The organism is Cerasicoccus arenae (genome assembly GCF_014651635.1).
In the GTDB taxonomy this organism is placed as follows: domain Bacteria; phylum Verrucomicrobiota; class Verrucomicrobiia; order Opitutales; family Cerasicoccaceae; genus Cerasicoccus; species Cerasicoccus arenae.
The window spans coordinates 100031-125296 of sequence record NZ_BMXG01000009.1; the positions used below are offsets into that span (position 1 = coordinate 100031).

Consider the following 25266-nt stretch of genomic DNA (forward strand, 5'->3'; position numbering starts at 1 on the left):
ACGATAAGCCACCATGAAACTGTTTCCCATCTTTCTGATTTCAATAGCCAGCACGCTCCTCTTCGCCCAAGAAGAGTATCCAATCCCAGTTTCGTCTTACCACGAACCGATCCAACGAACCAGAGAGGTACCGACCAAGTGGGAATATAAGATTGTTCAAAATCAGATGACTGAGGAATCCATGAATGCTTTGGGTGAGCAGGGATGGGAACTCGTCAGTTTATCAGTCACAGAATCCAGTTCAGCCAGGGGGAATAGTCTCCTATACAACTATGTCTTCAAACGGCAAAAAAACACCCTGTTACTTCGAAAAAGAGTAACAGCCGAATAAATTCGCCCCTTCCATCGTTTAACCACCATGAAACTCGCTCTATCCGCCCTCGCCTTCCTCAGTCTCGCTCTCACCACGCAGGCGGACAAGCCCACACTGGCCATCACACCGGTAAATGTCTCGCCCGCCGTCGCCCAGTCCAAAGCCAACCCAGATGAAAAGGTGGCTCTACCACAAGTCGTCGAGGCACTCCAAGGCCAGCTCATCAACGCATTCGGGCAGACAGGCAAATTCACTGTCGTCAGTCGGACGGACCTCCCCCCTGTCATCTCAGAGCAAGTCCTTGGGCAATCCGGCAACCTCGACTCAAGCAGCGCCGCCAAACAGGGTAAAATCGCTGGCGCGAGCTACGTGCTCGTCGTCGGCATTGACTTTTTTAACCTCTACACCGAGCGCGCTAATTTTGCCTCCATTGCCCGATCACAGGTGAGCAGTATCCTGCGAATCAATGCAGTGTCTCGCCTCTATGACGCCACCACCGGCGCGCTAATCGCCAGCGACAGCACCACCGTCAACGACCAAGACTTCCAGCAGTACTTTGCCTTTGCTGAACGCGAAGGGAATCTGGAGACCGTCGTCTATCTCCAAGCCGCGCGAGCTCTTGCCGAGCAAATCGCCACCAATCTGACCAACGACCTCTACCCAGCCAAAGTCGTCGCTAAATCGGGCAAACAGATCACCATCAATCAGGGCTCGGCCAACGGTCTTACCTTCGATAATTCCCTAGTCGTTTACGCCGTTGGTGCCCCCATGACGGACCCCGACACCGGGGCCGCGCTTGGTCAGGAAGAAATCTTACTTGGCTATGCGGACCTCGTCCGTATCGACGAACGCACCTCCATTGCAATGCTCAAGGAAGACAACGGCGTCGAGCGCGGTCACATCGTCCGCTTTGAATAGCCCCCCCTGGGCCCTAAATTAGTGCACTTGGCGCATTTGGACAGAGTCGATGGAGCGCTCCCCAACGATAACATTGGTGATGACAACCATCCAATCCCCCGGTGCAGCCCAGCGGAAACGGCTGTTTTTGAGCCGCTCGAAGCTGTTCAAAATCGTAGTTTCCGTGTTGTCAGAGAATTCCATTAAAAATGGCTCGACCCCGCGCAGCAACAGCATTTGCTTAAAGAGCAGCGGCTCGTCGGTGAAGCAGAATATGGGGCTGTAGCCTGGTCGTAGGGCACTGAGCACCTCCGCAAGATACCCCTTGCGCGAGAAGACGATAATGCCAGCATTGAGATCCTGCGCCAATTGAGTCGATGCTTTCAGCATTTGAGCTTTGGGCGTCTTAAGCTGCACTTCAGGCATCAACGGATCGTTGCGTAGTTCCCGCTCAATCTGGCGAGCAATACGATCCATCACCTCGACGCATTCCGCCGGATAGTTGCCGGTGGTGGTCTCTCCCGAAAGCATGATGGCGTCCGCCTTTTCAAAGACGGCATTGGCAATGTCGGAAACTTCTGCCCGAGTAGGCAACGGGTTTTCGATCATGGATTCCAGCATATGCGTAGCAATGATCACTGGCTTTTTCTGCTCAATACACTTTTTAACGATCCGACGCTGAATGACCGGTAATTGTTCGTAAGGGCACTCGATACCCAGATCGCCACGGGCAACCATAACGGCGTCTGACGCGGTCACAATGCTGTCCAGATTGCTAATCGCCGTCTGGTCCTCAATCTTTGCGATGATGCGTGCCTGTGAACCCAGCGACGCCAAATGACGGCGCAAGATGTCTAAGTCTTCTGCCTCACGGACAAAGGATAAGGCAAAGAAATCGACCCCTTCCTCAACGCCCAAGGCAATGTCGGCCCGGTCTTTATCCGTCAACGCAGGCAGACTGATCTGTGTGCCCGGCAAATTAATATGGCGGCGGTTTCCCATGGGGCCAGGAATGACCACTTCGCAGCGTACACGATCTTCCAGCACTTCCAAAATCTTCATCCGCACTAAGCCACTGTCGACGAGTAATGTCCCGCCGGGGCTCACATCATCGACGAACTTTGGGTAATTGACTGTAACGCCACGAATCCCCTCCTCCAGATTATCGAAAATGTTACCCTTGACCAAAAAGTCGAACCGCTCTCCCGCCTCAAGCATGATTTTCTCCGGCAGATCGCCAGTGCGAATCTCCGGTCCCTTAACGTCCATCATGATGGCGATGTGCCGATTGACGCGTTCACAGACCTCACGAACACGGCGGATAGAATTACGGGTCCACTCGTGACTGGCGTGTGCCATATTGAGCCGACAGACGTCCACTCGGGCATGGATAAGTTCTTCGAGCCGCTCCTCGCTTTCGCTGGCAGGCCCGAGGGTGAAGACGATTTTCGTATGTCGATAGCTGATGTTCATAGGCAGACGCGTTTGGGTTGCATGGTTCTAAAGCATGCAATGCGCCAACTGCCAGCCAAGATTCAAGCCCACCAACATAGATTCAGTAATTGTGCCCACAAAAGAAGGAAATGTTTACCCTGGCGTAACAGGCAGGCTAGACATTTGGTTGGCAATTTTTAATAGCTATGGCAATTTATGCGCTGTAATTTCAGTGTAGAAAGCAGGCAATGTCTGCTTATCCACCCACATTTTTTCTAATTTCCCAATGGCCCATGGCCCTACAACAGACGCCTCTCAATCAGCGGTAAGTACCAACCTGCGCGAACTGGTTGGTCACAACCATTGCGTGGCTGGCAGCACCAGCATTGCCAAAGTCCAAAAGCTTTTCCAACAGCATCGCTTCAATTTTATGGCCGTGGTGGACGACCACCGAGTCGTAGGCATGTGCGCCAGGGAGCGTATCGGCGGCCTACTTGGATCACAGTTCGGCTACTCCATTTACGGCAAGAAACCGATCCGCGAGCACATGGCACCCTCGCCCGAGATCATTCGCAACGATACCCTCATCCAGCACGTGCTCGACCGGGTCTTCAGCCGTAGTTCGGAGCGCTTTTATGAAGACGCAATCCTCGTGGATCAGCAGCAACACTTGATTGGCCTGATTCCCATCAATAATCTCGTCCGCCTGCAAAATGTTTTGCTCAACGAGAAAATACGCCTCCTCGAATACAGTGAGATGAAGCTCATCCAGCAGAAAAAGCAGCTCGAAACGCTCACGCTGGACCTTGAGCGCGCCAATCAAGAGTTGGGATCCGCCCGTGATCTCGCTCTCGAAGGCACCCGCCTCAAATCAGAATTTCTCGCCAATATGAGCCACGAAATCCGCACGCCGATGAACGGTATCGTGGGCATGATCAGTCTGCTGCAAGAATCCGATCTGGACGAAGAACAGGCGCAGTTTGCGGACACCGTCCAACGCAGCGCAGATGCCCTAATGGGTATCATCAACGATATTCTCGACTACTCCAAGATTGAGGCGGGCAAGCTTGAAGTTCAAGCCGAAGACACCCCTGTGCGCGAACTCGCCGAAGAGTGTAGCCAATTACTGGCCCGTCAGGCAGCTGATCGCGGAGTGGAATTCATTTTGGACATCGACACCTCTGTGCCCGATTGGGTGCAACTCGATCCCCTCCGCTATCGTCAAGTGCTCAATAATCTAATTGGCAACGCGATTAAATTCACTCACGAAGGGACGGTGACGGTAGTCATCGACTTGGCGCACACTCCCGAAAAAGGCGCGTTTCTCCGCACCTTAGTGCACGACACTGGCATTGGCATCAGCGAAGCGGAACAACAGCACCTTTTTAACGCCTTCCGACAGGCGGACGGCTCTACGAGTCGGAAATATGGAGGTACCGGCCTCGGTCTCGCTATCTCACGCCGTTTGGCCGCGCTCATGAATGGCACACTTGAATTCACCAGCCAGAAGGATGTCGGAAGCTCATTTTGGCTCGATTTGCCACTTATCCATTCCGATGGCGAAAACATTCGCGCGGATTCCATCCGCATTACGCCTGGCTTGCACGCGCTCGTGGTTGATGACCATCCACGCGTTCGTGAAATCGTCGGCCGATACCTGACCGCCTATGGTTGCAAAGTAGAAGAACTGCCTGATACAGCATCAGCCTTGCGACGCATCCACGAACAACTCCAGCAAGGCTCCGCCTTTGATTTCGTCTTCATTGAAGCCGAGCAAACCGAAATCAGCGGCAATCAGCTTTGCGAAAAGATACGGGCCGATGACGCGCTCAAGGACCTGCGGCTGGTCCTCATTGGTGACATTAACAACCGTCAACGCCCCTGTTGCAACGAAGTGTTCCGCCTGTATAAGCCAATCTGCCCCAGCCAATTACGACGCATGCTGGAGCGTCATCAACCCGATAGCCCAGCCCACACACGGACTGAGGCCCTGAAAGTCGCCGAGCCAATGCCCCAAGCTGCCTTGCACATATTGGTCGTCGAGGATTCCCCAACCAACCAAGAAGTTGCCATTGAAATGCTCGAACGCCTCGGCCACACTGTTTATCTAGCCGAAAACGGCCTACAAGCATTGGAATTTCTCCGCAGCCAAACCGTCGATTGTGTACTTATGGATTGTATGATGCCCGATATGGACGGCTACGCCTGCACCCGTGCTATACGCGAAGGCTTCCACGGCATCGCCTGCCGAGATATCCCCATTGTCGCCATGACCGCCAACGCAATGAAAGGCGATGAGCAAAAATGCCGTCGCGCAGGCATGAACGCCTATCTCAGTAAACCCATCAAAGTATCTTCCTTAGCCACCGTCCTCGGTCGCATTCCAGCACGAGTATAAAATCAGCTCAGATCATTACCTCAATGCCTGCAGGGTATCTGCGAATCCTCGCCACTTCATTTTTTACGGATAAAAAGATCAATGGACACTCATTCAGGAGTATAGTATTTCCTAACTTCGTCCTTGACCAGCAAAGCCCAAAATGATGTTTGTTTCAGCTTTACTGGATGCCGGGCTAGCTCAGTTGGTAGAGCAGCTCATTCGTAATGAGCAGGTCGACGGTTCGAATCCGTTGCCCGGCTCCACTAAATAGCCCCCCGAAACCCGCATCAGCCCGCACGCCTAAACGCACCGCGGGCTTTTTTATGCCCTAAGCCTTATCCAAGGGGGGGGCTTATGTGCTTTGACGGCGACGCCAGATCATTACGCCGCTGAGGATCAATACTGCCATGCCCGCTGCTGTCGATCCTGGCTCAGGAACAAAGTTGATCTGGCCAGTACTGCTGAAAGTCGCTGGGTCGACCCCTGAGAGTGAATTAAAGTCATTGGCAACAAAATCGAGGTCAAACGTGCCGCCAGTCAATATCGCGATTTCATCCATAAAGGCTTGACCAGCAACGGAATTGGCAGTCAAAACTGCAGATCCAGAACCGACTGCACTGGGGTCCGCATTATTCGGCACTTCAATGAGGAACTCGGTGATATAGCCAGTGGCCCACTCAACGCCATTGTATGAAAATGTCAAATTAGTTGGTGCCGTAAGACCAAGATCGTCGTAACGATAATCTTCGTAACCGGGCGATGCTGGGCCAGGAGACTGCGTCACTGAGTCGCCCACTCCTACACCAAGTAGATCCATCGGACCAAAACTCCAAGTCAACAATGTGATATCTAGGCCACCACCGCCCGGATCAAATAGGCTGAAACCCGTTTGAGTAGCACCAGATGCGCCACTCTCACTCGGAGCGCCCGCATAGTCGTTGATAATCTCTTTGAACATCACCGTTGGGCCGACCCAAGCTGGGCCACTTCCATCGTTTACGTTGGTGATCCCGTCCGTGTAGGTAATGAATGCAGCCGACGCTGATAGCGAAGATAAACAGATGAAGCAGGTAGTTAGCAGTGTTTTCATGGTGCCAAGACGTATAAGGAATACACTCCATCAAGACAAGGTTTTTATACTAGATTTTATAAATATGCCCAGCTAAGTCCCTTTGCTTTCCACATTATTTGCGTTGCCCACTCAGATGCACCATAAGCAACATGCCACTCAGGATTATGCCCGGCAACAAGACCAACCAAGGAGCATTCGTCAGGTAGGCTTGATTCTGCCTGAGCATGGCCCCGAGCTCGGGGAAATCCGGATCGCCAATTACACCCAAAAACGCCAGCCCGCTCAACTCTAACGCGCTCAGTGCAAAAACCAACCGTGCCAGTGCAACAACGTCAGGCATGAGATTCGGCCAAAGCGTCCAACGAAAGAGTTTCCATCCCGTCACTCCCAGCGCGGAACTCGCCTCAACATAAGCCATGCGGCGCTGCTCGCGCCACGTTACCCGCAGTTGGCGATAGCTGACCGGTGTGTTACCCAGCGCGACCGCGAGCACTACCGTGCCGCCAGCTGGTGGCAGGAACATCAGTAGGATCAGACTCAAAAAAACAACAGGAAATCCCAGCCAAACTGCTGCCACCAAGGGGATCAGTGTGCGGCCTATTATGGGGACTTTCTCTTCAATTACAAGCATCATCGAAGCCACAGCAAAATTCAAAACTAAAGCAATCAGGCTAAGCGCGACAGTGTTACCCAAGCCTCGCCAGAGCCGGCTAAGTACATCGCGGCCCAAGCCATCAATACCGAGCAAATGCGGCGGACTAAAGCCTCCCAAGCGCAGTTCGCGGAAGTCTTGTGCCAAAGGATCGTATGGCGTCCATAGGAGACCCAGAGCTGCGATCAGCGCCACGCACACCAGCAGCCAATTAATGCGCATCATCGACCTCCGAATTTGCCAGTTGCGGGTTAAGGGCAACAGCTAAAAGTTCAGCGCCCCAAACCACCACAAAAATTAAAAACATCACGAACAGCAGCGCATACTGAATAACAAAAACATCTCGGTCGAGCACTGCACCAACAAGGTACCGGCCCATCCCCGGCCAAGCGAACACAGTCTCAGTCAACACCGAACCACCCAACAACAGGCCAAAGCTCGTTCCCAAAGCGATAATCAACGGAGCTCCGAGCAGCCGTAAACCATGCCTGAGCCAGATGGCCGCGTGGGAAAGCCCCTTGGCCCGCAAAGCAATAACCAACCGCTGCCAGCGTGGCTCGTGCAACCGTGCACGCAACAATCCGCTAACCACTGCTGCCGGAAAAAATGACAGGCAAAACGCTGGTAACGCTAAATGATGCAGCGCCGAAACAAGTGCCGCACCATCCCCCGATCGAATTGAGTCGATAACTAAAAAGCCCGTACCACTCGGCCGATCGAGCATAAAGTTGAATTGCCCCGAGACCGGAAACGCCCCACACCAGACGGCCCCCACGATGATCATCAGAAGACCGAGCCAGAAGATCGGCACGGTGAGGCCCAGTGCCCCGAGTACCGCGGGCATTTTTTTCGCCCAGCCCCATGGTAACGCCTCCCCCAAAAGTGTCGTCGCCAAGCCCATCAGCGTCCCGAGAACCAGCGCAATAAGGCTAAGTTCCAAGGTTGCGGGTAGTCGATTGGAGACCTCATCAGCAACAGGCCTCTGGTTAAGAATGCTCGCCCCCCAATCGCCTCTCAGGAAGTTGCCAAGGTAGTTCAGGTATTGAGTGCGCCAAGGCAAGTCCAGACCGAGCGCCGTTTCGATCTCCCTTGTTCGCTCGGGGTCTGGTGCTTTTTGCGCGAGCAGCACTCCATCGCCCAACGCCAACCGTGATGCGCCAAACAGCAAAGCACTCGCCGTCAGAAACAGCGCCAGCAACAGCAAAGACTTGCGCAGCACGTAAGCGACCATCTCGCTATGCCAACCGCGCACGTCTCCTTGTCAAGCCAGCGTCCCGCTAAATCGGAGAGAATTCCACATTCTGGAATTTAAAAGCGGGATCAAAATAATGCAGAGCAGGGTCAGCTTAGGGGGGGGGGGAGCTGGCAATAGCGACCGATGGCTTCGGGCATAAAGACGATGTGCAGCTGGGCAACAGGCGATCAAATTAGCATTGAGCATACAAATCCGCCACAACAAAAGAATAGCCATCAACTAAAACTTTTCCGAGGATGATTAACTCGGATACCTACAGCTATAGCTTCTCGGTGTAAGTTAGCCAAACATGCCCCGGCGGAGGCTCACCGAACACCTTGATTTCATCTTCTGTATAAGTGTGTCGCATGCCACTGGGCGAAAAAACCAAAACACCAGTTACTCGCTCGCTTGGTCGCAGCATCGCCACACTTTGATAAAGCATTTGCCAACCAGTAGATCCACTCTCAGCAACTTGAACTGAAACTCTGTTCTTTCGATCAGGTTCCGGTTGTAGTATTTTTGCCTCCCCCGGATCGACGGTTGCGCGAATATCATCCAAAGCAATTGCCATTGAGCGTTGGCCGAGATTCAACACACGAAATGACCGCTCGGGAAATTCTCGTGTGTCATCATCATAATAAACGTTTTGAAAGCCGCTTTCACCTCCGGTAAGCCGGATCACCGAGAGAACGGAGGTCGAGTCATCTTCCGTCGGAGATGGTGCCGTGAGCGTTGCTACCTTTACTCGGGTAAGTTTCTGCTCAGGATCAACAGAAGAAACGTTCTTATAGATTTCCAATCGTTCCCCCGGACTGACTTGAACAGGACTACTGATTGAGTAAGGAACGTTACTTATCTGCTTGTATTGATTGCCATCTTTCAAGAAAAGCGCTCCGCCGGATTCATCAATAAAGACGAATCGCATGCTCACCTTATTCCCAATTGGCGCAGCATTCAAAGCGACAGTAGGACATAAGCACAGCAATGCCTGAAAAGTCAAAAATATTAATAATTTACGATTCATAACTCATCATGATCAAGCCACCTGAAAGAGACGATTTGGTAGCGGCGACCAAAAGCAATATTCTTAGAATCAGTGGGATCACTATATGCATCATCAACTGACGACACATAATCTGGAAGTCTCTGCACGACCGCCTCGCACCAAGATTGAGATTCAACTTTTTGGCTGATCGGATTGACCACGTCCCCATAAGCGCGGATTCGAAAAGTATCAGATCGCGCTGTAAGATATGGCCCCAGAGCCGAGAGCACATCTGCTTGAAGTAGATAGCCAGGAGAGCCAACCATTGTGGACACCTTCATGTAATCTCTCTCAGCGTAGCGATTTGCATCAAACTTGGGCTTAATCTTATCGAAACTATGGCTGATGGTGTTGATTTGAGATTCAAAATCGTCGCTATGGATGGTCGCATCGATTGCGGACTGCAACGCGCCACTCAGTCCGAGACCATAGACATCATAATTTCCGGGTATAAGGCGGCGGTTAACGAAATCAGACATTGATAGAAATGGTCCACGAAGTCGCACCTGCAAAACAATCTCATTGGCGAGCTGATCGATCTGATCGGTTGTTAAATTACGAAACCCTCTCCATGAGTCCTCAGTGGTCACTGTATCTACGACATTTGTCGCTCCTGACCGATGAATTGTCCGCGTGAAAGGTGCCGTCAAATTTTCGGTGTCAATTTCACTTCCGATCTTGATATCACGCAGACTCGATAGAACCGCTTTCCATGCTTCTGGTGAGGTGGAATTCACATTGAATGCACCTTCGCTAATAAGGTTCTTAGCCGCCATACGGCTATTTTCTTGTTTAGTGGCAGACCCACTTCCACGGTAGAGTGACTCGTCAGCCTTTGATTCATCATCCAGTGAACGAAATGGCCTATATCGTGCGTTGACTAAGGTATCGGTGTTGAAATCGAATTCGCCGGAAGCTGGATAAGAAGATAAATAAAACCGGTCCCAAAGTATTTCATTCCAAATATAAGAACCATCGTAGTGCGTACCTGAATACGGCGACTCGAAGAGCTTATCTCGACTGACTAAGTAATGAGGATATGAATTGGAAATCGGGTAATTGACCTGCCAAGACTGAACCGATGTCTTATCACTTCCGGTCGTCCGGAGATCTACTCGGTCAATGAATGCGTTGGTATTTAAGTGCTGGAGCTGCCCAAGCGACGTCAACGGATTTTTAGGATCTGGTATCGAATAGAGTAGGTTTTCAAAACCAACGTCAGAATCCAAAAATGGTGACGGTGCCAAGGTATTATAACTACCCGTTCCCGTAGCGATCGGCCCCCAACGAACGTTTGTATAATTACCGGGCTTCATTAGCAGGTGCGAATGGTAATACCCTTCGTTACCCGGATATCCCTTTTTCTGATGAACCGCACCCCATTCCGTCAGGTGATTTCTCGAGGTCGCACTATGATACCCAGTGATGTAATTCGTTCGATAATTTCGCTCATAAAACAAACCAGTTCGCGTAATGTTATGGACGATATCCGAAAGCGAGCAGGTCAGCCCTGTACCTTTCATCTCATTCCCATTTATGGGATTATCCGCATTCATGGGGTAAACATATATGCCATCAAAGTCCGTAGTCCCGCCCGGATCAGCTACGTAATGACCTGTAACAATCTGGAGTAATTTGCGGTCCCTTTCGTTTGGATCATAATCCATGTAAAGCTTGGTCGTATAACTCGAGCTACCATATAAAATGGCGTGAGTATTGGGTGGCGTGATGCTGACCTCCGTATTATAGGTCAAGTGAGCATCCGGTGAGAAATCATTAACCATGATTACTTCGAATTCACGCTGGGCGGCAGTAGATTTTGGAATTGGAACGGTGGCTAAAAACTCTTCAACAGTAAAAATTTGAGCTACACCTGCTTCCATGCCAGAACTTCTCAATACGAGCTTGATCTCTCCAAGCCCACCATTCGGCAACAGACTTATACTATTCTCTTTGAAATCATCAGGTTCAGGATCCAGCGGGTCATCCGTAGGTTCTAATTCGTCAAACCCGATCTTCGGCTGATTGCTAGCGAAACGTATCGTATAGTCAGACGGACCAAGCGGTACGCTGTAGGGATTGGCCAAAACTACGAGTGGATAAAAATTGACCCAAATTTGACCGTCCTGAATTCGTAATCCATAATACAACTTCGAGTGAACCACAATGGGATGAATCCCGTGCTGTGTCGACGTTAACAGCCTTGGGACTGCCTGCCCCCGGTCATTAAAAACACCGGCTGGCACATCCCCAACTTGATTACCCATATTGTTAAAAGACCACAGCATTTCCCAGGTCGGAGTATATGCCAGAATGCCCGGCGCTACATAAGGGTCTACCTTAACGAACGGCATACCAGTGGGGACTTCCGCCAGCGGCGACACCTCCTCATTCAGCACGCGGTTATAATCAGCAGATGGATCAATGACCGGCCCATCATATACAGCAGCAACCGCTGATCGAAGTGAGTTGATATCTGATTGGCCCAAAATATAGGAAAGGTCACGCTTTAGCCCGCCATGCTTTACATCTGCGAGCACGCCTCGTGAATATACCGTCACATCATGAATGTTTTCATCGATTTCATCCCGAAAGTTGTCGTCGCTATAAAGTAGCCCCAGTTGATCCAACTCAAAAATGCCACTTAGCTTTGCGTCATTCGGCTGATAGATCGCAGCAAAACCGTCGTCCTTGCTTGTCGCAATCGCCTCAGCTGCGACCCGCTGAGCCGAAGCAATACGGCGAAAGTAAGTGTCACTCGACGCCAGCTCTCCAGCATAGGGATCAACCAGATTAACGCGCGCTTTAACACCTTCGTCACCAACCCAATAAGCGTAGTGGCCAGTCGTTAACCCGGAATCAGTGGTTAAAGAAACTTCGGGAGCCGTCACCGCACGATTCATCGCATTCAAGTCAGTTCCGTTTCCAGGGCTAACCAGTATTCGATGCGGCTTACCGTTGATATCGAGCACAGACTCACGAGGAGAACTCGTCAAAGTGAGACCTGTAATTTGATCGATGGGGTCAAAGGTAACTCCATTCTCGTTGCCGCTGACCAGCCAGGATTTAAGGTCGGGCAAGGCATTTGCTGTCGTTGGGTTTTGCGGATCAAAATCATCCTCATTACCATTGCTCCATGCCCCAACCCAATGACGGTTTCGGCGATCATTCCAATAGTCATCAAACTTCACCATCTCAGCAGTTGAGTCCATATCCACTCCCACATCGACGCTCTCCGGTATGAGAATATCAGCCTGACCAGTCACTCGTTGATCCGGCCCAGTATGACGCTGTAATTCGCCAATCGCAACGCTCAGTGCGAGTATCGCATTTTGTCGCGCTTCACTATTTCGGGCCGCATTGGTTGCTGCATGTACCTCTACTTTAGTTAAAGTTGCCATTGAAAGCAGCAATAACAGAATAAAAGCGGCCAGTGACATTGCCACGATGATAGCGAAACCTCGCTTGTTTTGGGATAAGTACCTTCTATGTACGATTCTGCTGTTAGTCTTCATGCTAACATTGGGGTAAATGGTGTGTCATTATTCTACTTCTTAATCGGAGTACATTTTTCAAGGGGGGAGATTTGATCTGGGTAGCCACGGCTGCGAAAGCAACTAAGCATCTTAAATGGCTTAATATATTAAAGCCATGTTGATAACATATGGCATGCCCATATGTGTTTCAACTCCGCCGCTATGCAATTAGTTGCGTAGGCGAGATCGGTGAGGCCGTTTTTGCTACTAATGAGTGGTCGACGTTAACGTCTTTGATACCTCGGCAAATACCTCGTTCATGAGATTATTGGTATTTATGGAAATCTTGGAGGTCAAAAATCTTCCATGACTTTTCATCAGTGCGTCGATATTCCAGCACCAGCCCAATACTCTTGGCTGGTCCTTGATAGTAGGCTAAGTGAAAACGCTGCTTTCCTGCCTTAAGCACAGCTTTCCCAGTTTTAGCCTGCATGCCATGGTTACCGTCGTTGTCGATAATTTCTTTGCCGTTGATTTCAAGGATTGAACCGTCATCGGAACTGAGGCGAAACTCATATTCACCCGCCAATTCTTGTGGCCATTCCAGCACCGCTTTGAAGTCGATGGCAAACCACTCAAACTGATCGGTGACTCCGGGAAATCCATCGGTAAAATCCCGGACAGTCAGATTGAATGCGTAACTATAAATCTTTTGAGTTTGCCGACGCTTCTTCTTCACATCCTTGAACCATTCGTTATCTGAACGTAATCGACTGATGTGATCGAAGGTATAGATCGTGCCGACCCAAGAATGATCAAGTTGTTTAACGGTTCCGAATGAATCGATGTTTAAGGATTGTTTTTTAAGCATCCCTTGTAATTGGCCAATTCCACCTGCTCCCGAAATTTTGCCAATTCCGATACTATCGCTGGATTGAATTACCGGGACTTCCATATCCAGCGGCATTATCTCAGCCATACTCACTACCGATCGCGTCATAACGGGCGCACTAGCCGTACTGGAAAGCTGAACTTTAATTTCGGGTGGCGGTGGTGGAATAGCCGAAGGAATGTCTGGGGCAACTAATTCTGGCTCTGTTGCCCGTAAGGACTGAAAGATAGTAAATCCGCCCAGCGCGAATAAGGCGACGAAGTGCGCAATCAAACTGACAACTAGCACTTCAACTAGTGGTAAGTTTACTTTACGTCGCATACTGATATGTCCGTTTGAAAGTAATAATTAGCGCATTTTTTGAGATTTAAATTTTTTGCCAGAAAACGCTTCGATGACTTGCTCGCCCCAGAATGGCGTAGGCGTGTAGTTCCAATCAAGAAGAAGGCGGGGTGAAGCACGCGGATGAAAGCACCACGCAGTCCAATTGAGCCGGTAATCTTGAATCACTGCCAACATTGCCGGCACCCAAGTCTCGGCATCCTCCTGTGCACTGGCTGCCATCCATTCCATCTTATTAATGTCGGCCCCGACTTCACCAACGAAGATCGGGTATTTATCAGCGACTTTAAGGAATTTGTTCACCCAGCCCTTTTTCCATGGATAGACATGCGTCGAATACATGACTCCGTTAGCTTGTGGGTCATCCTTAACCGCATAGCCATCAAGAATACCAGAAAGGTCATAGGCCCAATCCAACCCACCGATAACAACAATATTTTTGGCACCCGTGGCGCGGACTGTATCGACCATAGCCTGCATTCCGGGCGACTCAAATCCCTGGGCATTCTTAACCTTTTCATCCGCAGTTAGAAATGCGTCCTCATCGGCCTTTTTGCCTTTTTCCGCCACAAATCCCCCATTAAGCCAAACATCCCAAGTAATGCCATGCGGCTCATTAATCAGATCAAATAGGACGGCTGGGTGGTTCGAATAGCGAGTCGCAGCATCCTTCCAAAACGTTAAATACTCGTCCTTGGGAGCACGATAGCGGTGGAGGTCCAGCACGACATACGCGCCACGATTTGCAGCGAGTGTAATGACGTTGTCTACAAGCTTACGGTAACTCTCACCATCATCATCGAACCAATAGGAATCCTTGACCGGTAGCCGGATGACATTCGCACCCCACTTATCAATAGCAACTTCTGTCGATTTTAATACATTTTCGCCGCGCGCACTCCATTCGAGACTGGCAACATTAACACCTTGGAGCCAAACTTCCTTGCCTTCAGGATTGTGTAGACGATTCCCGACAACTTTCAGCATCGGTGGCCATTGGTTAGTCTTGGGTGCTTCGACAGCAACGGTGAGGCGCGCCTTTTCGGCAGCTTTAGCATCAGCCTTAGCACGAACAGCTGTGGGATCAACTGGCTCCAGTCTGATATCGTCCAAGTCCATAACCCCTTGTTTGACCTGAAAGAGGCTGGGCATATATTCGAGGGCAACTGCGTCCTCTGGAACCAGAAACACGACTGATTTTTCCTGCCACTCATTTGTTGATTTCCTCAAATAAGGATGAGGAGGAGAAGTCGATGCCTTGCCGCCACTGGCGTTCTTAAAGTTCATCATAATGCGGGCGTCGTACCATGCTTTGCTGCCTGGTTTTAAATTTGTTGTCCGCCAGCGCCAGCTAAGTTTGAGCGCTTGAACTCCCGCAGGGATATCGACCACTCGATAAAGCATCGCGGTTTTACCCGGCTCCAAAGAAGTCAGCCGAGCATAAGTATTCCCGCCGTCTTTTTCGTAACTAAGCGATCCACCGGGGCCACTCCAATCAGCGGGACCGCTAGTGCCATTTCTCTCAAAGTCACCGTTGGATATTAAGCTGTCCGAAGCATGGAGGCCTGTCACAAAAATCGATCCGAAGCCCACTGAGAACAAGATTAAGAATAAGGATATTTTTCTTTTAATATTCATTACTAATTAAATTCAATAAATTCAAAATCAGCAAAACAGACGCTAAATCCGAACAGAATACTCGCAGCGCGAATTACCGAATGATGCATTGATCAAAAAGGGTTGTTTTTTTGGGAGGGGGGGAGGTTGTGCGCTCAGCAGTTAAGAAACAGGACAAGCACTGAGCTAACGGATTTCCTTTTGTCTTGGCTTTAATCGATTCCAGAAAGATGGAACGAGCAACACATACAGCCCGCAACTAGTTGCACAGACCAAGGCACAGATAGATGAAAACAGAATTATTTTGATTACTTATATCCCAAAATACATGAGTTTTAATTATCATTTTCTGACTAAAATCCATTAGCCTACTGGCATGATCCTGCAATCAATTGCGCAATGCTGACGTTGATCAGTAGCGACGTGTGTGCTTATCTGCTGGCACTAAGCAATCATTGTATTGCAATCCCCCGCCTCTCCCACTCGCCCCCCTACTAGCCTCACGTGCTCCCCTACTCATCCGTGCTCAATTCGCACCTCTCTACGCGTACCCCGAGCACTGGACACGAGAAGCTACTCCATTTTTTAGTATATTAACCCTAATAATAACAACTAAAAACAACAAGATATGTCCCCCCTATCTAAAATAAAAACGCGCGCTTTGCTCATCGTGATTACGATGTTCATGGCTTCTTGGCTACACGCCGAAACTGTCTATCTAGGTTCCCCGCACATACTACAATACTTCCATCAAGGTCCTTGGAATGTACAAGGTGGCGAATCCACAGTCGCCCATACATTCACCTTGCCAGACAATGGTGGCACACAGGTGAATTTCTCATTCGAGAATGCCCTGAAAGGGGTAGATGTCACGGATCCAAATGCTCCTGACACCACAGGTGCCCTACCCGCAACTTGGAGTCATCATGGCACCAACGGTATGGCGGCTGGTGAAGCGACGGTTGCCCGCTTCGATAGCGGCGACCAATTCTCACTCGTTGTAGACCATCAGATTGCGATTGAGGCATTCACCATGCATGAATACCAAGGCGGTGAAGAAGTTCGCATTACCTGGACCGACGAGGGTATCGCCAAATCTCTGAATCTCATTATGACCACCGCAAACGGTGTCATCACAATTGGAGGCAGAAGAGGCAATTACCCCCTATCCGATCCCATCATCGCTGATGCTAACACGCCGATTATATTCACAAATGTGACTCCTCCAAGCTCTGACCACTTGAGGCTCTGCAGCATCGCGTGCTCGTTGGTTCTCAATGCACCGCCTTACTACGAACCAAGTGATGACGGATTTGTCCAAATGTTTGGCGTCAACATTGCTGGAGCTGAATTCAATTCCGGCAATTTACCAGGAACTCATGGATACAACTACTTCTATCCCAATGAGGACGAAGTGGAGTATTATCACAGCAAGGGACTGAACTTAATTCGCCTGCCCTTCAAATGGAAGCGCCTACAGAATTCACTCTATGCGCCACTAAGCACCAACGAACTGGCTTTAATCGATGGCGTCCTTGCGCTCGCGGCAGCACGCGATATGAAGGTCATCCTCGATATGCATGACTATGGTCATTATGATGATGATGACATTAAAATCGGGAACCCTGCTCTGCCCCACAGTGCTTATGCTGACGTATGGCTGAAAATCGCAGATCACTTCAAGAATAACGATGCCATCTATGGCTACGGCTTAATGAATGAACCAGTCGGAATGGCCGCCGGAGGCGGCAACTGGCCAGTCGCTGCACAAACAGCAACGGACGCTATTCGTTCCGTGGATGCAAAAACATGGATCATCGTTGGAGGTGAAAACTGGAGTAGCGCCACTAAATGGCGTGCATCAAACCCCAATCTCGATGTGATCGATCCATCAGACAAACTGATCTATGAAGCCCACTGCTATTTTAGCAATGCAGGAAACGATAATTACGGCTCCTGGAGTGCAGAGCAAGTCTACCCCTATGAAGCCATCCACCGCGTGGAGCCATTCGTCCAATGGCTTAAGGAACGTGACGCACGCGGTTTCGTCGGAGAATATGGTATTCCCGGAAACGAGCCGCGCTGGAACGACGTCTTGGAAAACTTTATGGAGTACCTAGGTGCTAATGGCTTGAGCGCCACATACTGGGCAGGTGGCCGCTACTGGAACAACTATTCTCTCGGTGTCCATCCCTCAAGCAACTATACGGTCGACCGCCCACAGATGGCCGTTCTGACAAAAGACTTCGCCTACACCGTCACGCAGGAAGAGGTAGATATCGCCTATGCCAAGATCGCAGTCGCCAGCTCCATTCAAAATAGCTCCAAGAGTGCAGACAAGGCAGTCGATGGTGATGATGCCACATTCTGGAGCAGTTCATTTGCTGACGACGAATGGATCTACGTCGACCTTGAGCAGTCCTACGGCTTCGATCGCGTCGAAATCGTTTGGGAAAATGCCTATGCCAGTGAATATCGCATTCAGGTATCCAATGACGCCGCAAGCTGGACCGACATTTATTCGACCACCACAGGAAACGGAGGCACAGACACCCTCACTGCACTTGCTGGCAATGGTCGCTACGTTCGGCTTTACTGTGATGTCCGTGGCACAGGCTGGGGCAATGGTGTCCGTAGTTTTAGAATATACAGCAGTGAGTCCGGTGTTCCCGTAGCAAGTAACCTAACTGGAACGGACATTGGATCTACCGGCGCAGCTGGAAATAATAGCGAGAGTGGAGACAGCTACACCATTCAAGCGAGTGGCTACGATATCTATGGCACTGCCGATAGCTTCCGCTTCCTTCATCAAACAATGACAGGAGACGGAGAGATTACAGCTCTTGTATCGAGCTTGACCGCCACCCACAGTTGGGCCAAAGCAGGCTTGATGATGCGAGAATCTACCGATGCCAATGCAAGGAACGTCTTTGTCTTAGCAACCAACGGTACCGCAACAAACATGCAATACCGCTCGACCACCGGTGGCTCAACCGCGAACATATCTGGCACCGGAACCATCCCACACTGGCTTAGACTAAGCCGCAGCGGGGACACATTTACGGGCTATCACTCAAGTGACGGTGTCAACTGGACGACCATTGGCGCTCAAACCATCGCTGGCATGCCTACGAACTTGGAGATTGGCCTCGCTGCCACCTCCCATAACAACAGCGTGCTAACGACTGCAGTCTTCGATAACGTCACTCTACCCGGAGACACGACACCCACTGTGCCAACAAACCTCACTGAAGGCAAAACAGCCACCGCCAGTACTGAACAAAACTCGTCACGGTCTGCCGACATGGCCGTTGATGGAGATGGTGTTACTCGGTGGAGTAGCATATATGCCGACAACGAATGGATTTACGTGGATCTCGGACAAAGCTACGACATCGACGAAGTTGTCCTTTCTTGGGAAGCAGCCTATGCTAGCGGCTATCGAATCCAAGTCTCGGATAATGCATCAACCTGGACAGACATCTATACCACGACGACCGGCAACGGCGGTACGGATCAACTCACGAACCTCAGCGGCAACGGGCGCTACGTGCGCATTCTCTGCGAGACACGTGGGACGTCATGGGGCAACTCCCTCTATGAAATCGAAGTTTATGGCAGCCTCTAGGTTACCAGAGACCATTCCGGTTGAATCCTACTGAGCGTTAATCAATGGCTGAGAGAGGCCATTGAAACGTAGAGAAACAATAGTTTATAGAGGGTGCACGGCTTATTTGCCGTGCACCCTTTTTTTTCATTTTTCTTCCCCCCCCTCCCTCCCCGCCAGAGGCGAACGCATTTAAAGCCCACGTGTACCAAGCCCAAGTTTCACATCTGCTTGACCCACGTTCTGAGCAAATGGTTTAACGGCATGAAACGCCCAACAGAGTATCGACAAAAAAGCGGCTTCCTGAATTCAGGAAGCCGCTTACTAAATTATTCTTTTAGAAAAGCCAGTGACTTTCTATGAGAATCAGTAAACCGAGGTACCTTATTTAGTTTGACGACGACGGATTAATCCGACGGCCAGAACTGCAAAGCCGAAGCCAATTGCATAGTGTGATGACTCGGGGATCAGCGAAATGCTCGATCCGCCAATGCCAAAATCAGCAACTGCGAATGCGCCGGCATTCACTGCACCATCAAGTCGAATACGATCGGTGAGAAGCGATGCAGCAAGACCCGAATCCACATTCTCAAGAATCAGTTGGCCGGAACTACCGGTTAGGAAGTTCAGATAGCCGTCAGCACCTGCAGTGATCCCATTGTCCGTCGTGCCGGAAATGGTTATGGTGCCAGCAGTGAAATTAATCGTGCTTGCCGCCGCGAGACTTAACAGCGTCGCACTGACGTCGCTACCAGAAATCGTTAAGTCAGCCCCTGCTTGTTGGAGCTGACCAGTGATATCCACCGAACCGCCACTAAAGGTCAGTATGCCAGCTGTAGGGGCATAGGTTTGACTGAAATTAACCGTGCCACCTTCAATCTGAAAATTGCCCAAGGACTCGATAAAAGCTGCTGTGATGTTGAGCTCACCCGAGCTTACTTTTATCGTTCCTGGAGCTCTCAGGTTAATGGCATTAGTCGTAACCGTACCACCATTGACATGAAACAGCGTATTTCGATTGAAATCTCCTATCATCATTCTCGCAGAAGTTCCTGCATTGAAGCTACTACCCGAGTTGAAAATAAGAGTTGCGTCGCCGACCGTGTTGGTTCCGAACTTCATCCAATTGTTTCCAGTCGCTTGAATGAAGCTACCGCCATTCATGGTATATGTGGCACCACCACCAACAAGAAAATCCCCACCCGGAGTATAGACGACATCGCCAGAGTCGATAGTCACGCTGGTGCCCGATGTGGAGGTAGGAACGCCCGATGGGCTCCAGTTTCCAGCAGTTTGATAGCTGGTGTCAATGGCACCTGTCCAAACAGCTTGACCAAAAGCAGAGCTCGAACAAGCCACGCCTGCGACAAGGCATGCGATGGCTGGGGGGATAGAAGACTTTATTTTCATGTAATTTTGGGGGTTATGGGATGTATCGTCGATTTAAACTAGCATTCAGTATAAATAAGCTAACTGAATTGTCAAAAAAACTATAAAACCACAGTTCGCAACGCAATAGGTCTGTCATGCAATTGATTGCATCGAGATACATTTACAGTGTTTTTCAAATGCAGTTTGTGCTACTGCGAGCAAATGATCAGCTTGTCCGCGCGATCAGTCCATCGACAAGAGTCAGAGCAATGTCCACTCGGTCGTGCACCGTGGTAGTATAGCAGATATAGCGATCATCGAAACAGAATTGCGGATGCGGATGCAGGTGGCCGCACTGGGTAAGGTCTCCCCGAAGCGGACCGCGGTTTACTATTTCAATTTCCTTTCCGGTCACCGTGTTCTGGAAAATGACATGACAATCCGGCGTACCCGGATGGTCCATCCGGTCGGCCACAAGATAACGATTCGTGCGGTCAGAATGTGCATGCGAAAGCGCACCAGGCCAAATGAGAGTCTCTTCTCGACTTACCACATCTACTTTTTTAACACCAACACCATAATGCAAATACCAGATATGCCGCCCATCGGCAGACCACCATTCATGCCCGCTATGGCTGACGGGCGTGCGAAGGAGTGGTTCCGCTTGTTCACCACGGCGAATTAACCAAATGCGGTGATATGGAAGTTCGTGGTCGAATGGTTCGTGGTCCTGCCAATATTCGTGGGCAAATAATTGAAGATCAGAATCGTGGGGACTGAAGCAACCATGGTCATAGTATTCTCCCTCATACTTGTTCCAAAGCTCAAAGGGAGATCCATCTAGCGGCAGTGCTCCGATGTAGCAAATTGGTGTGCCGTCGCGCTGAATAAAGCGAGCATCCACGTTCAAGTTTCGGCGATCTGCTGAAAATGTTGGGTGGGTTGCGAGTAACGCCAGTCGGCCAGTTGCCAGTTCAGACGGAAAGCTGTTTACCAACTCTGCACAGTCGTTCGCACCGGTGCCACGCTTCCATATGTCGAGGTGATTGCTCCAGTAAGCTTCACCCGTGGTTTGATCGACCATAGCTGATTCAGCGGGAAACTGAGTTTCCGGAAACACTCGAACTTGCTCTTCATGAAAATCAACGACGCCCAGCACCTGCTGCGAATGCCTCCCTCCTGGCGGTGGAAATCCGCAGCGCAGCCAGAGGAAGCGCCCGTCGCTACTAAAGCTTGGGTGCGTATAATAGAACGACTGTTGTACCGGCGCAGGGCGCTCCGTCAGAATAAAGCTCTCAACCCCATTGGCTGGGTTCTCCCAAGATGTAAAAAGCTTCGAGGTCTCAGGTGTGGTCATTCAATATAAGTTAAAAACCACTGAGGAATTTTCAACCGCTATCACAATCAATAGGTTGCGGTGGGCCAGCTTACGTAACGCCGTCACGGGGGGGGGCATTGCCCTCAAATCCTGAGAGCAATGCCAAATCTCTATTATTGCACCGGCAAAAGTTCCAAGTAAACTGACTCTCCATACAACTGTACTTGATTATCAATAATCAGTGGTGTCGGTACAGTGACATTGGCCGACTCCTTGTAGCTCATCCACATGCGAGTGTTCCAAGTCGGCTCATAAGCAGTAACACCACTCACATCGACCTGAGCACTGCCTTTTAAATAAACTTGAGACATCCCATTATCCCACGCACTAATATCATTCAGAACCGCAGAGCAATTCGTCAACCATAGTCCCCATCCCAAATTATTAAAAACATCAACATTGCTTGCAACCATCTCACTGGCACCAACATTCCCAATTCCATTATCATTTTCGTAAAAGGCAGCCGTATGGATTTCACATGACATATTGTCGTGCGCTGAAAAACCTTCATCTGCATTTTGAAATGCTTCAACATATTCAAAAACAAGCCCTTCGCCGGAGCCATGCAGATTAAAACCGTCATTGGTCGCACCACTCGCTCGAATATTACGATAGATATGATGAGAGGCATTCTGAATTCGAACAGCGAAATATCGCGTTGAGATTTCCCACCCATGTCGGCTGACCCCGGGCAAAAGCTCCAGTTGGCTATTCCCTTCTGTGAGAAGTGCGTATTTTGTAAACTGGCCGTTATTAGCATCCTGAAGCAACCTCTCGCCTTGAAAACGAATGACAAACGGGAACGGCACGTTGATATCGCACACATATTTGCCACCTTCGATTCTAAAATCATCCAGTGGCTCGAAGCCAGTAATCGTTTCATCGTTCCCCTCAACGACAATCGGCTTTCCGAGTAACCCCGATTTATTGACATAAAGCGGTTCGCGGTAAGGGCCACTGCCTGGGGCTATGTTAATCACATCACCTGGCAGTGCATCTGCAACCGCCGACGAGAGGCTTGCATAAATGCTTCCGCCACGTTGGTCCACTTTGAGCATCCGTGGAGCGACTCCCCCACTGCCCCCCTGCGACATCTCGATGCCCGACAGAATAAAGTTGATCGGGCGACCGTACTTCCACTCATTCAAGGAATTACCGGGAGACTGAATACCCTTCCCACCAGAATAAGCGTCTACAGCAGAACCGACATTCAGCACGATTGAGCGTCCTGAAAACCCTGACTTCACAAACTCGATTGTGAAACAGTAATTCCCCACTCCCAAATTCAGTTCCGGAAACTCCAAGCACAGCCACTGATTACTGTGAATATTGCTTCCTTCAGGAATCACTCCGTAGTAAGTGGCAATCTCCTCGCGAGGCTCAGGGCTACCCTGACTGCACCGCGAAAAGGTTAAACGCAACGGGCATGCTAGATCTGAATTACTAGTAGAAGAATTAATTTCCAAGGCCAACTGCGTTGCAGTCAAAGCATTTTCCACTTGAAACTGCTGTCCCAAAGCACGCCGCCCATCGCCCTCGATCCAGTAGAAACGCAGCCCATTTGTATCTGCGGGGTTCACATAAGCAATGTCTTCGCTGATATTTGGCTTTCCGGAAGTCACACTGACCTCAAGCATGTCCTCTAGTTCCGTGATCGCATTACTCTCAATAATGGCATCTGACTGAATGACCGCGATAGGCTGCCCAAAGCCCAATCCATAGGAACTACCGGCAGTGGAGGAATCAATCGAATTAACGTCAGAGATATTGTTATCGCGAATGATCACATCCTTACTCGCGACAATACTGATCGCATCGATTGCGCATTTTTGAATCACATTTCCTTCGATCAAGATATTCTCATTTCCCTTGAAATACTGCGTCTGTTCTCCATCCGGTATAACACGGGCATAAAGAGAAATCGCTCCGAGAGTATAGCTGTTAACCGAAAAAACATCAGCCCCCTGCCCCACATTCGAAATCTCGTTGTTCTTAATCGTCAAATCATGAACCCAGCCCGCTTCTTTCCAGTATGCGAATTCGGGACCCGCGCTAATTGCTACACCCTTCAATCGCTCAAAACGATTATTTTCAACCACACCATTGCCGGCCATTAAGCGAAGCCCCCGTGCACGATGGTCATGGAAATAAGAATTCTCAATCACGTATCCAGAAGCAGCGCTCGCAAAAAACTCACAAAAAGCACCCTCGGCAGGGACATTCAAAACCGGTTCTTCAAACCGTATTCGAAAGAAGGTTGCATTGGTAAACGTCTGAAAGCTGGGCCAGATCTCATGAGCCACAGAAAACCAATCCTCAACCGACCCAGCAACCTGCTCAATACTCTCAATTACCGCAGTTTCTACCAATTGGAAATTCGGCTCTAAGATAAAACGAGCTTCATCCCCAGGACGTAGCACTTGATCAAATACTTGACCACCATATGGACGCATTGAAAGACATGTCCTTGAATCTTCCCACTCTAGAACAGGCAGCACGACTCCATGGAGATTCACCCCGTCATCGCCCATGTAGGCAAACTCGCACCCACTAATGATCGGCCCAATTCGCGTGTATGCTGCATTAAATCCGTCCGCAGAAGTGGACAGCAGTCGAGCTTCAGTTGCCCCATCAGGAATCGGGCCGGGAACCACTCGCAAGCGTTCGTAAATGCCAGCATCTTCTGCAAACCGAACCAAGATGCCTACGCCAGGGGAGGCATGAAGCGTGCAATCCTCTAAAACCAACCCCTCTGTTCGGTCTTTTATCATCACCCCTGCAACAGATCTAATATTGAAAGCGACTCGATCGCCAACTTCCACATGGTTAAACCCAGCGTCAGATGATCGAAAATGAACTCTACCATGCCGTTCATCCAAGGCCTCAAAGTCCTCTAGGTAGTAGTCAGGAGCGCCCACTTTCCACCGGTGATCCGTTTCCTCAAAGAGATTCATTCGCTTAACAAGGTAATCCGCAGTCAGGTCTGGATAACCGGTATGTATGGTGACATCAGCAGTCCGGTTCACGCTATTGACCGCAGTGATACTCCCTTGAGTAAATGGCAACGGATCATAGTCGATTGTCAGACCTCGTATCGTCAGGTTTCTACAGTTCTTAATGACCAGTGCACTTGCCTTTGGGTTCGTCGCAATAAGAGAAACGCCATGCGCATTAATTGTCACATCAGTCAGATCCTCAAGCAAAAGTCCATCAGTCGGAAGTTCATAACGACCCGGCGTTAAATCCACAACAGACGCCTGGGCGGGCGGAATTGATTGTAAAACAAGAAGTGCATCTGAAGGTTCACTACCTTGCACGAACTGGCCAGCCACTGCTGCCAAGATTATAGAAACGTAGAAGCGCGTGTTATTCATAGGGGTATTTTTAGGGGGGGGGGAGGGAAATCGAAAAAGTTTAAAGCGATGCCTTTAACTTCTCCGATCAAGCAAAACGTAATGAGATAAAGCCCAATACGTATTAGGTGAATATTGACACTTCAAACTCCTTTGCAAGAATAATCGTAAACATCCGAGTTGCGTCCCGTCTTAACTCG

At 49.9% G+C, this 25266-nt stretch carries 15 protein-coding genes and 1 tRNA gene; 5 read left to right on the plus strand and 11 right to left on the minus strand.

What is annotated here, in order from left to right:
* Positions 1-13 precede the first annotated feature (13 nt).
* Together IE065_RS08920 and IE065_RS08925 are read left to right on the plus strand one after the other, a co-directional pair.
* Complete coding sequence (locus IE065_RS08920; protein WP_189514155.1) at positions 14-331, plus strand: DUF4177 domain-containing protein; 318 nt, start codon at positions 14-16, stop codon at positions 329-331.
* A 27-nt stretch (positions 332-358) separates the two neighbouring features.
* The gene (locus IE065_RS08925) at positions 359-1231 is read left to right on the plus strand and encodes a CsgG/HfaB family protein (RefSeq protein WP_189514156.1); all 873 of its coding nucleotides are present in this window, start codon (positions 359-361) and stop codon (positions 1229-1231) included.
* Positions 1232-1249: 18 nt separating this feature from the next.
* Here IE065_RS08925 and pyk read toward each other — a convergent pair whose 3' ends face one another.
* On the minus strand, positions 1250-2683 hold the full coding sequence (pyk, locus tag IE065_RS08930) for a pyruvate kinase (protein ID WP_189514158.1): 1434 nt from the start codon (positions 2681-2683) through the stop codon (positions 1250-1252).
* 247 nt (positions 2684-2930) lie between these two features.
* Here pyk and IE065_RS08935 point away from each other — a divergent pair, with 247 nt between their 5' ends.
* On the plus strand, positions 2931-5042 hold the full coding sequence (locus IE065_RS08935; RefSeq protein ID WP_189514160.1) for a response regulator: 2112 nt from the start codon (positions 2931-2933) through the stop codon (positions 5040-5042).
* 169 nt (positions 5043-5211) lie between these two features.
* Positions 5212-5287 (plus strand) — tRNA-Thr (locus IE065_RS08940).
* 89 nt (positions 5288-5376) lie between these two features.
* On the opposite strand, the gene IE065_RS08945 is transcribed toward IE065_RS08940, so the two are convergent.
* The 7 genes from IE065_RS08945 to IE065_RS08975 all read right to left on the minus strand — a co-directional run bounded on the left by IE065_RS08945 (position 5377) and on the right by IE065_RS08975 (position 15378).
* The gene (locus tag IE065_RS08945; protein WP_189514162.1) at positions 5377-6114 is read right to left on the minus strand and encodes a hypothetical protein; all 738 of its coding nucleotides are present in this window, start codon (positions 6112-6114) and stop codon (positions 5377-5379) included.
* Between the two features lie 94 nt (positions 6115-6208).
* Complete coding sequence (locus IE065_RS08950) at positions 6209-6973, minus strand: ABC transporter permease (protein WP_189514164.1); 765 nt, start codon at positions 6971-6973, stop codon at positions 6209-6211.
* Positions 6960-8000, minus strand: coding sequence for an ABC transporter permease (locus tag IE065_RS08955; protein WP_189514166.1), 1041 nt, complete (start codon positions 7998-8000; stop codon positions 6960-6962). Before IE065_RS08955 ends, IE065_RS08950 begins: the two co-directional genes overlap by 14 nt.
* Before the next feature lie 262 nt (positions 8001-8262).
* Complete coding sequence (locus IE065_RS08960; RefSeq protein WP_189514168.1) at positions 8263-9009, minus strand: hypothetical protein; 747 nt, start codon at positions 9007-9009, stop codon at positions 8263-8265.
* A complete protein-coding gene (locus IE065_RS08965; protein ID WP_189514170.1) occupies positions 9006-12476 on the minus strand; it encodes a hypothetical protein in 3471 nt (1156 codons plus the stop codon). Before IE065_RS08965 ends, IE065_RS08960 begins: the two co-directional genes overlap by 4 nt.
* A 355-nt stretch (positions 12477-12831) precedes the next feature.
* On the minus strand, positions 12832-13719 hold the full coding sequence (locus IE065_RS08970; protein ID WP_189514172.1) for a PA14 domain-containing protein: 888 nt from the start codon (positions 13717-13719) through the stop codon (positions 12832-12834).
* A 27-nt stretch (positions 13720-13746) separates the two neighbouring features.
* Positions 13747-15378, minus strand: coding sequence for a glycoside hydrolase family 5 protein (locus tag IE065_RS08975; protein ID WP_189514174.1), 1632 nt, complete (start codon positions 15376-15378; stop codon positions 13747-13749).
* A 607-nt stretch (positions 15379-15985) separates the two neighbouring features.
* Here IE065_RS08975 and IE065_RS08980 point away from each other — a divergent pair.
* On the plus strand, positions 15986-18985 hold the full coding sequence (locus IE065_RS08980; RefSeq protein WP_189514176.1) for a discoidin domain-containing protein: 3000 nt from the start codon (positions 15986-15988) through the stop codon (positions 18983-18985).
* Positions 18986-19348: 363 nt separating this feature from the next.
* Here the strand turns inward: IE065_RS08980 and IE065_RS08985 are convergent, their stop codons facing one another.
* The 3 genes from IE065_RS08985 to IE065_RS08995 form a co-directional block, all read right to left on the minus strand.
* Complete coding sequence (locus tag IE065_RS08985; protein ID WP_189514178.1) at positions 19349-20374, minus strand: translocation/assembly module TamB domain-containing protein; 1026 nt, start codon at positions 20372-20374, stop codon at positions 19349-19351.
* 187 nt (positions 20375-20561) lie between these two features.
* Positions 20562-21692 (minus strand): hypothetical protein, encoded by a 1131-nt coding sequence (locus IE065_RS08990; RefSeq protein ID WP_189514180.1) that lies wholly within the window; start codon positions 21690-21692, stop codon positions 20562-20564.
* A gap of 134 nt (positions 21693-21826) precedes the next feature.
* On the minus strand, positions 21827-25087 hold the full coding sequence (locus IE065_RS08995; protein WP_189514182.1) for a right-handed parallel beta-helix repeat-containing protein: 3261 nt from the start codon (positions 25085-25087) through the stop codon (positions 21827-21829).
* Positions 25088-25266: the final 179 nt, after the last annotated feature.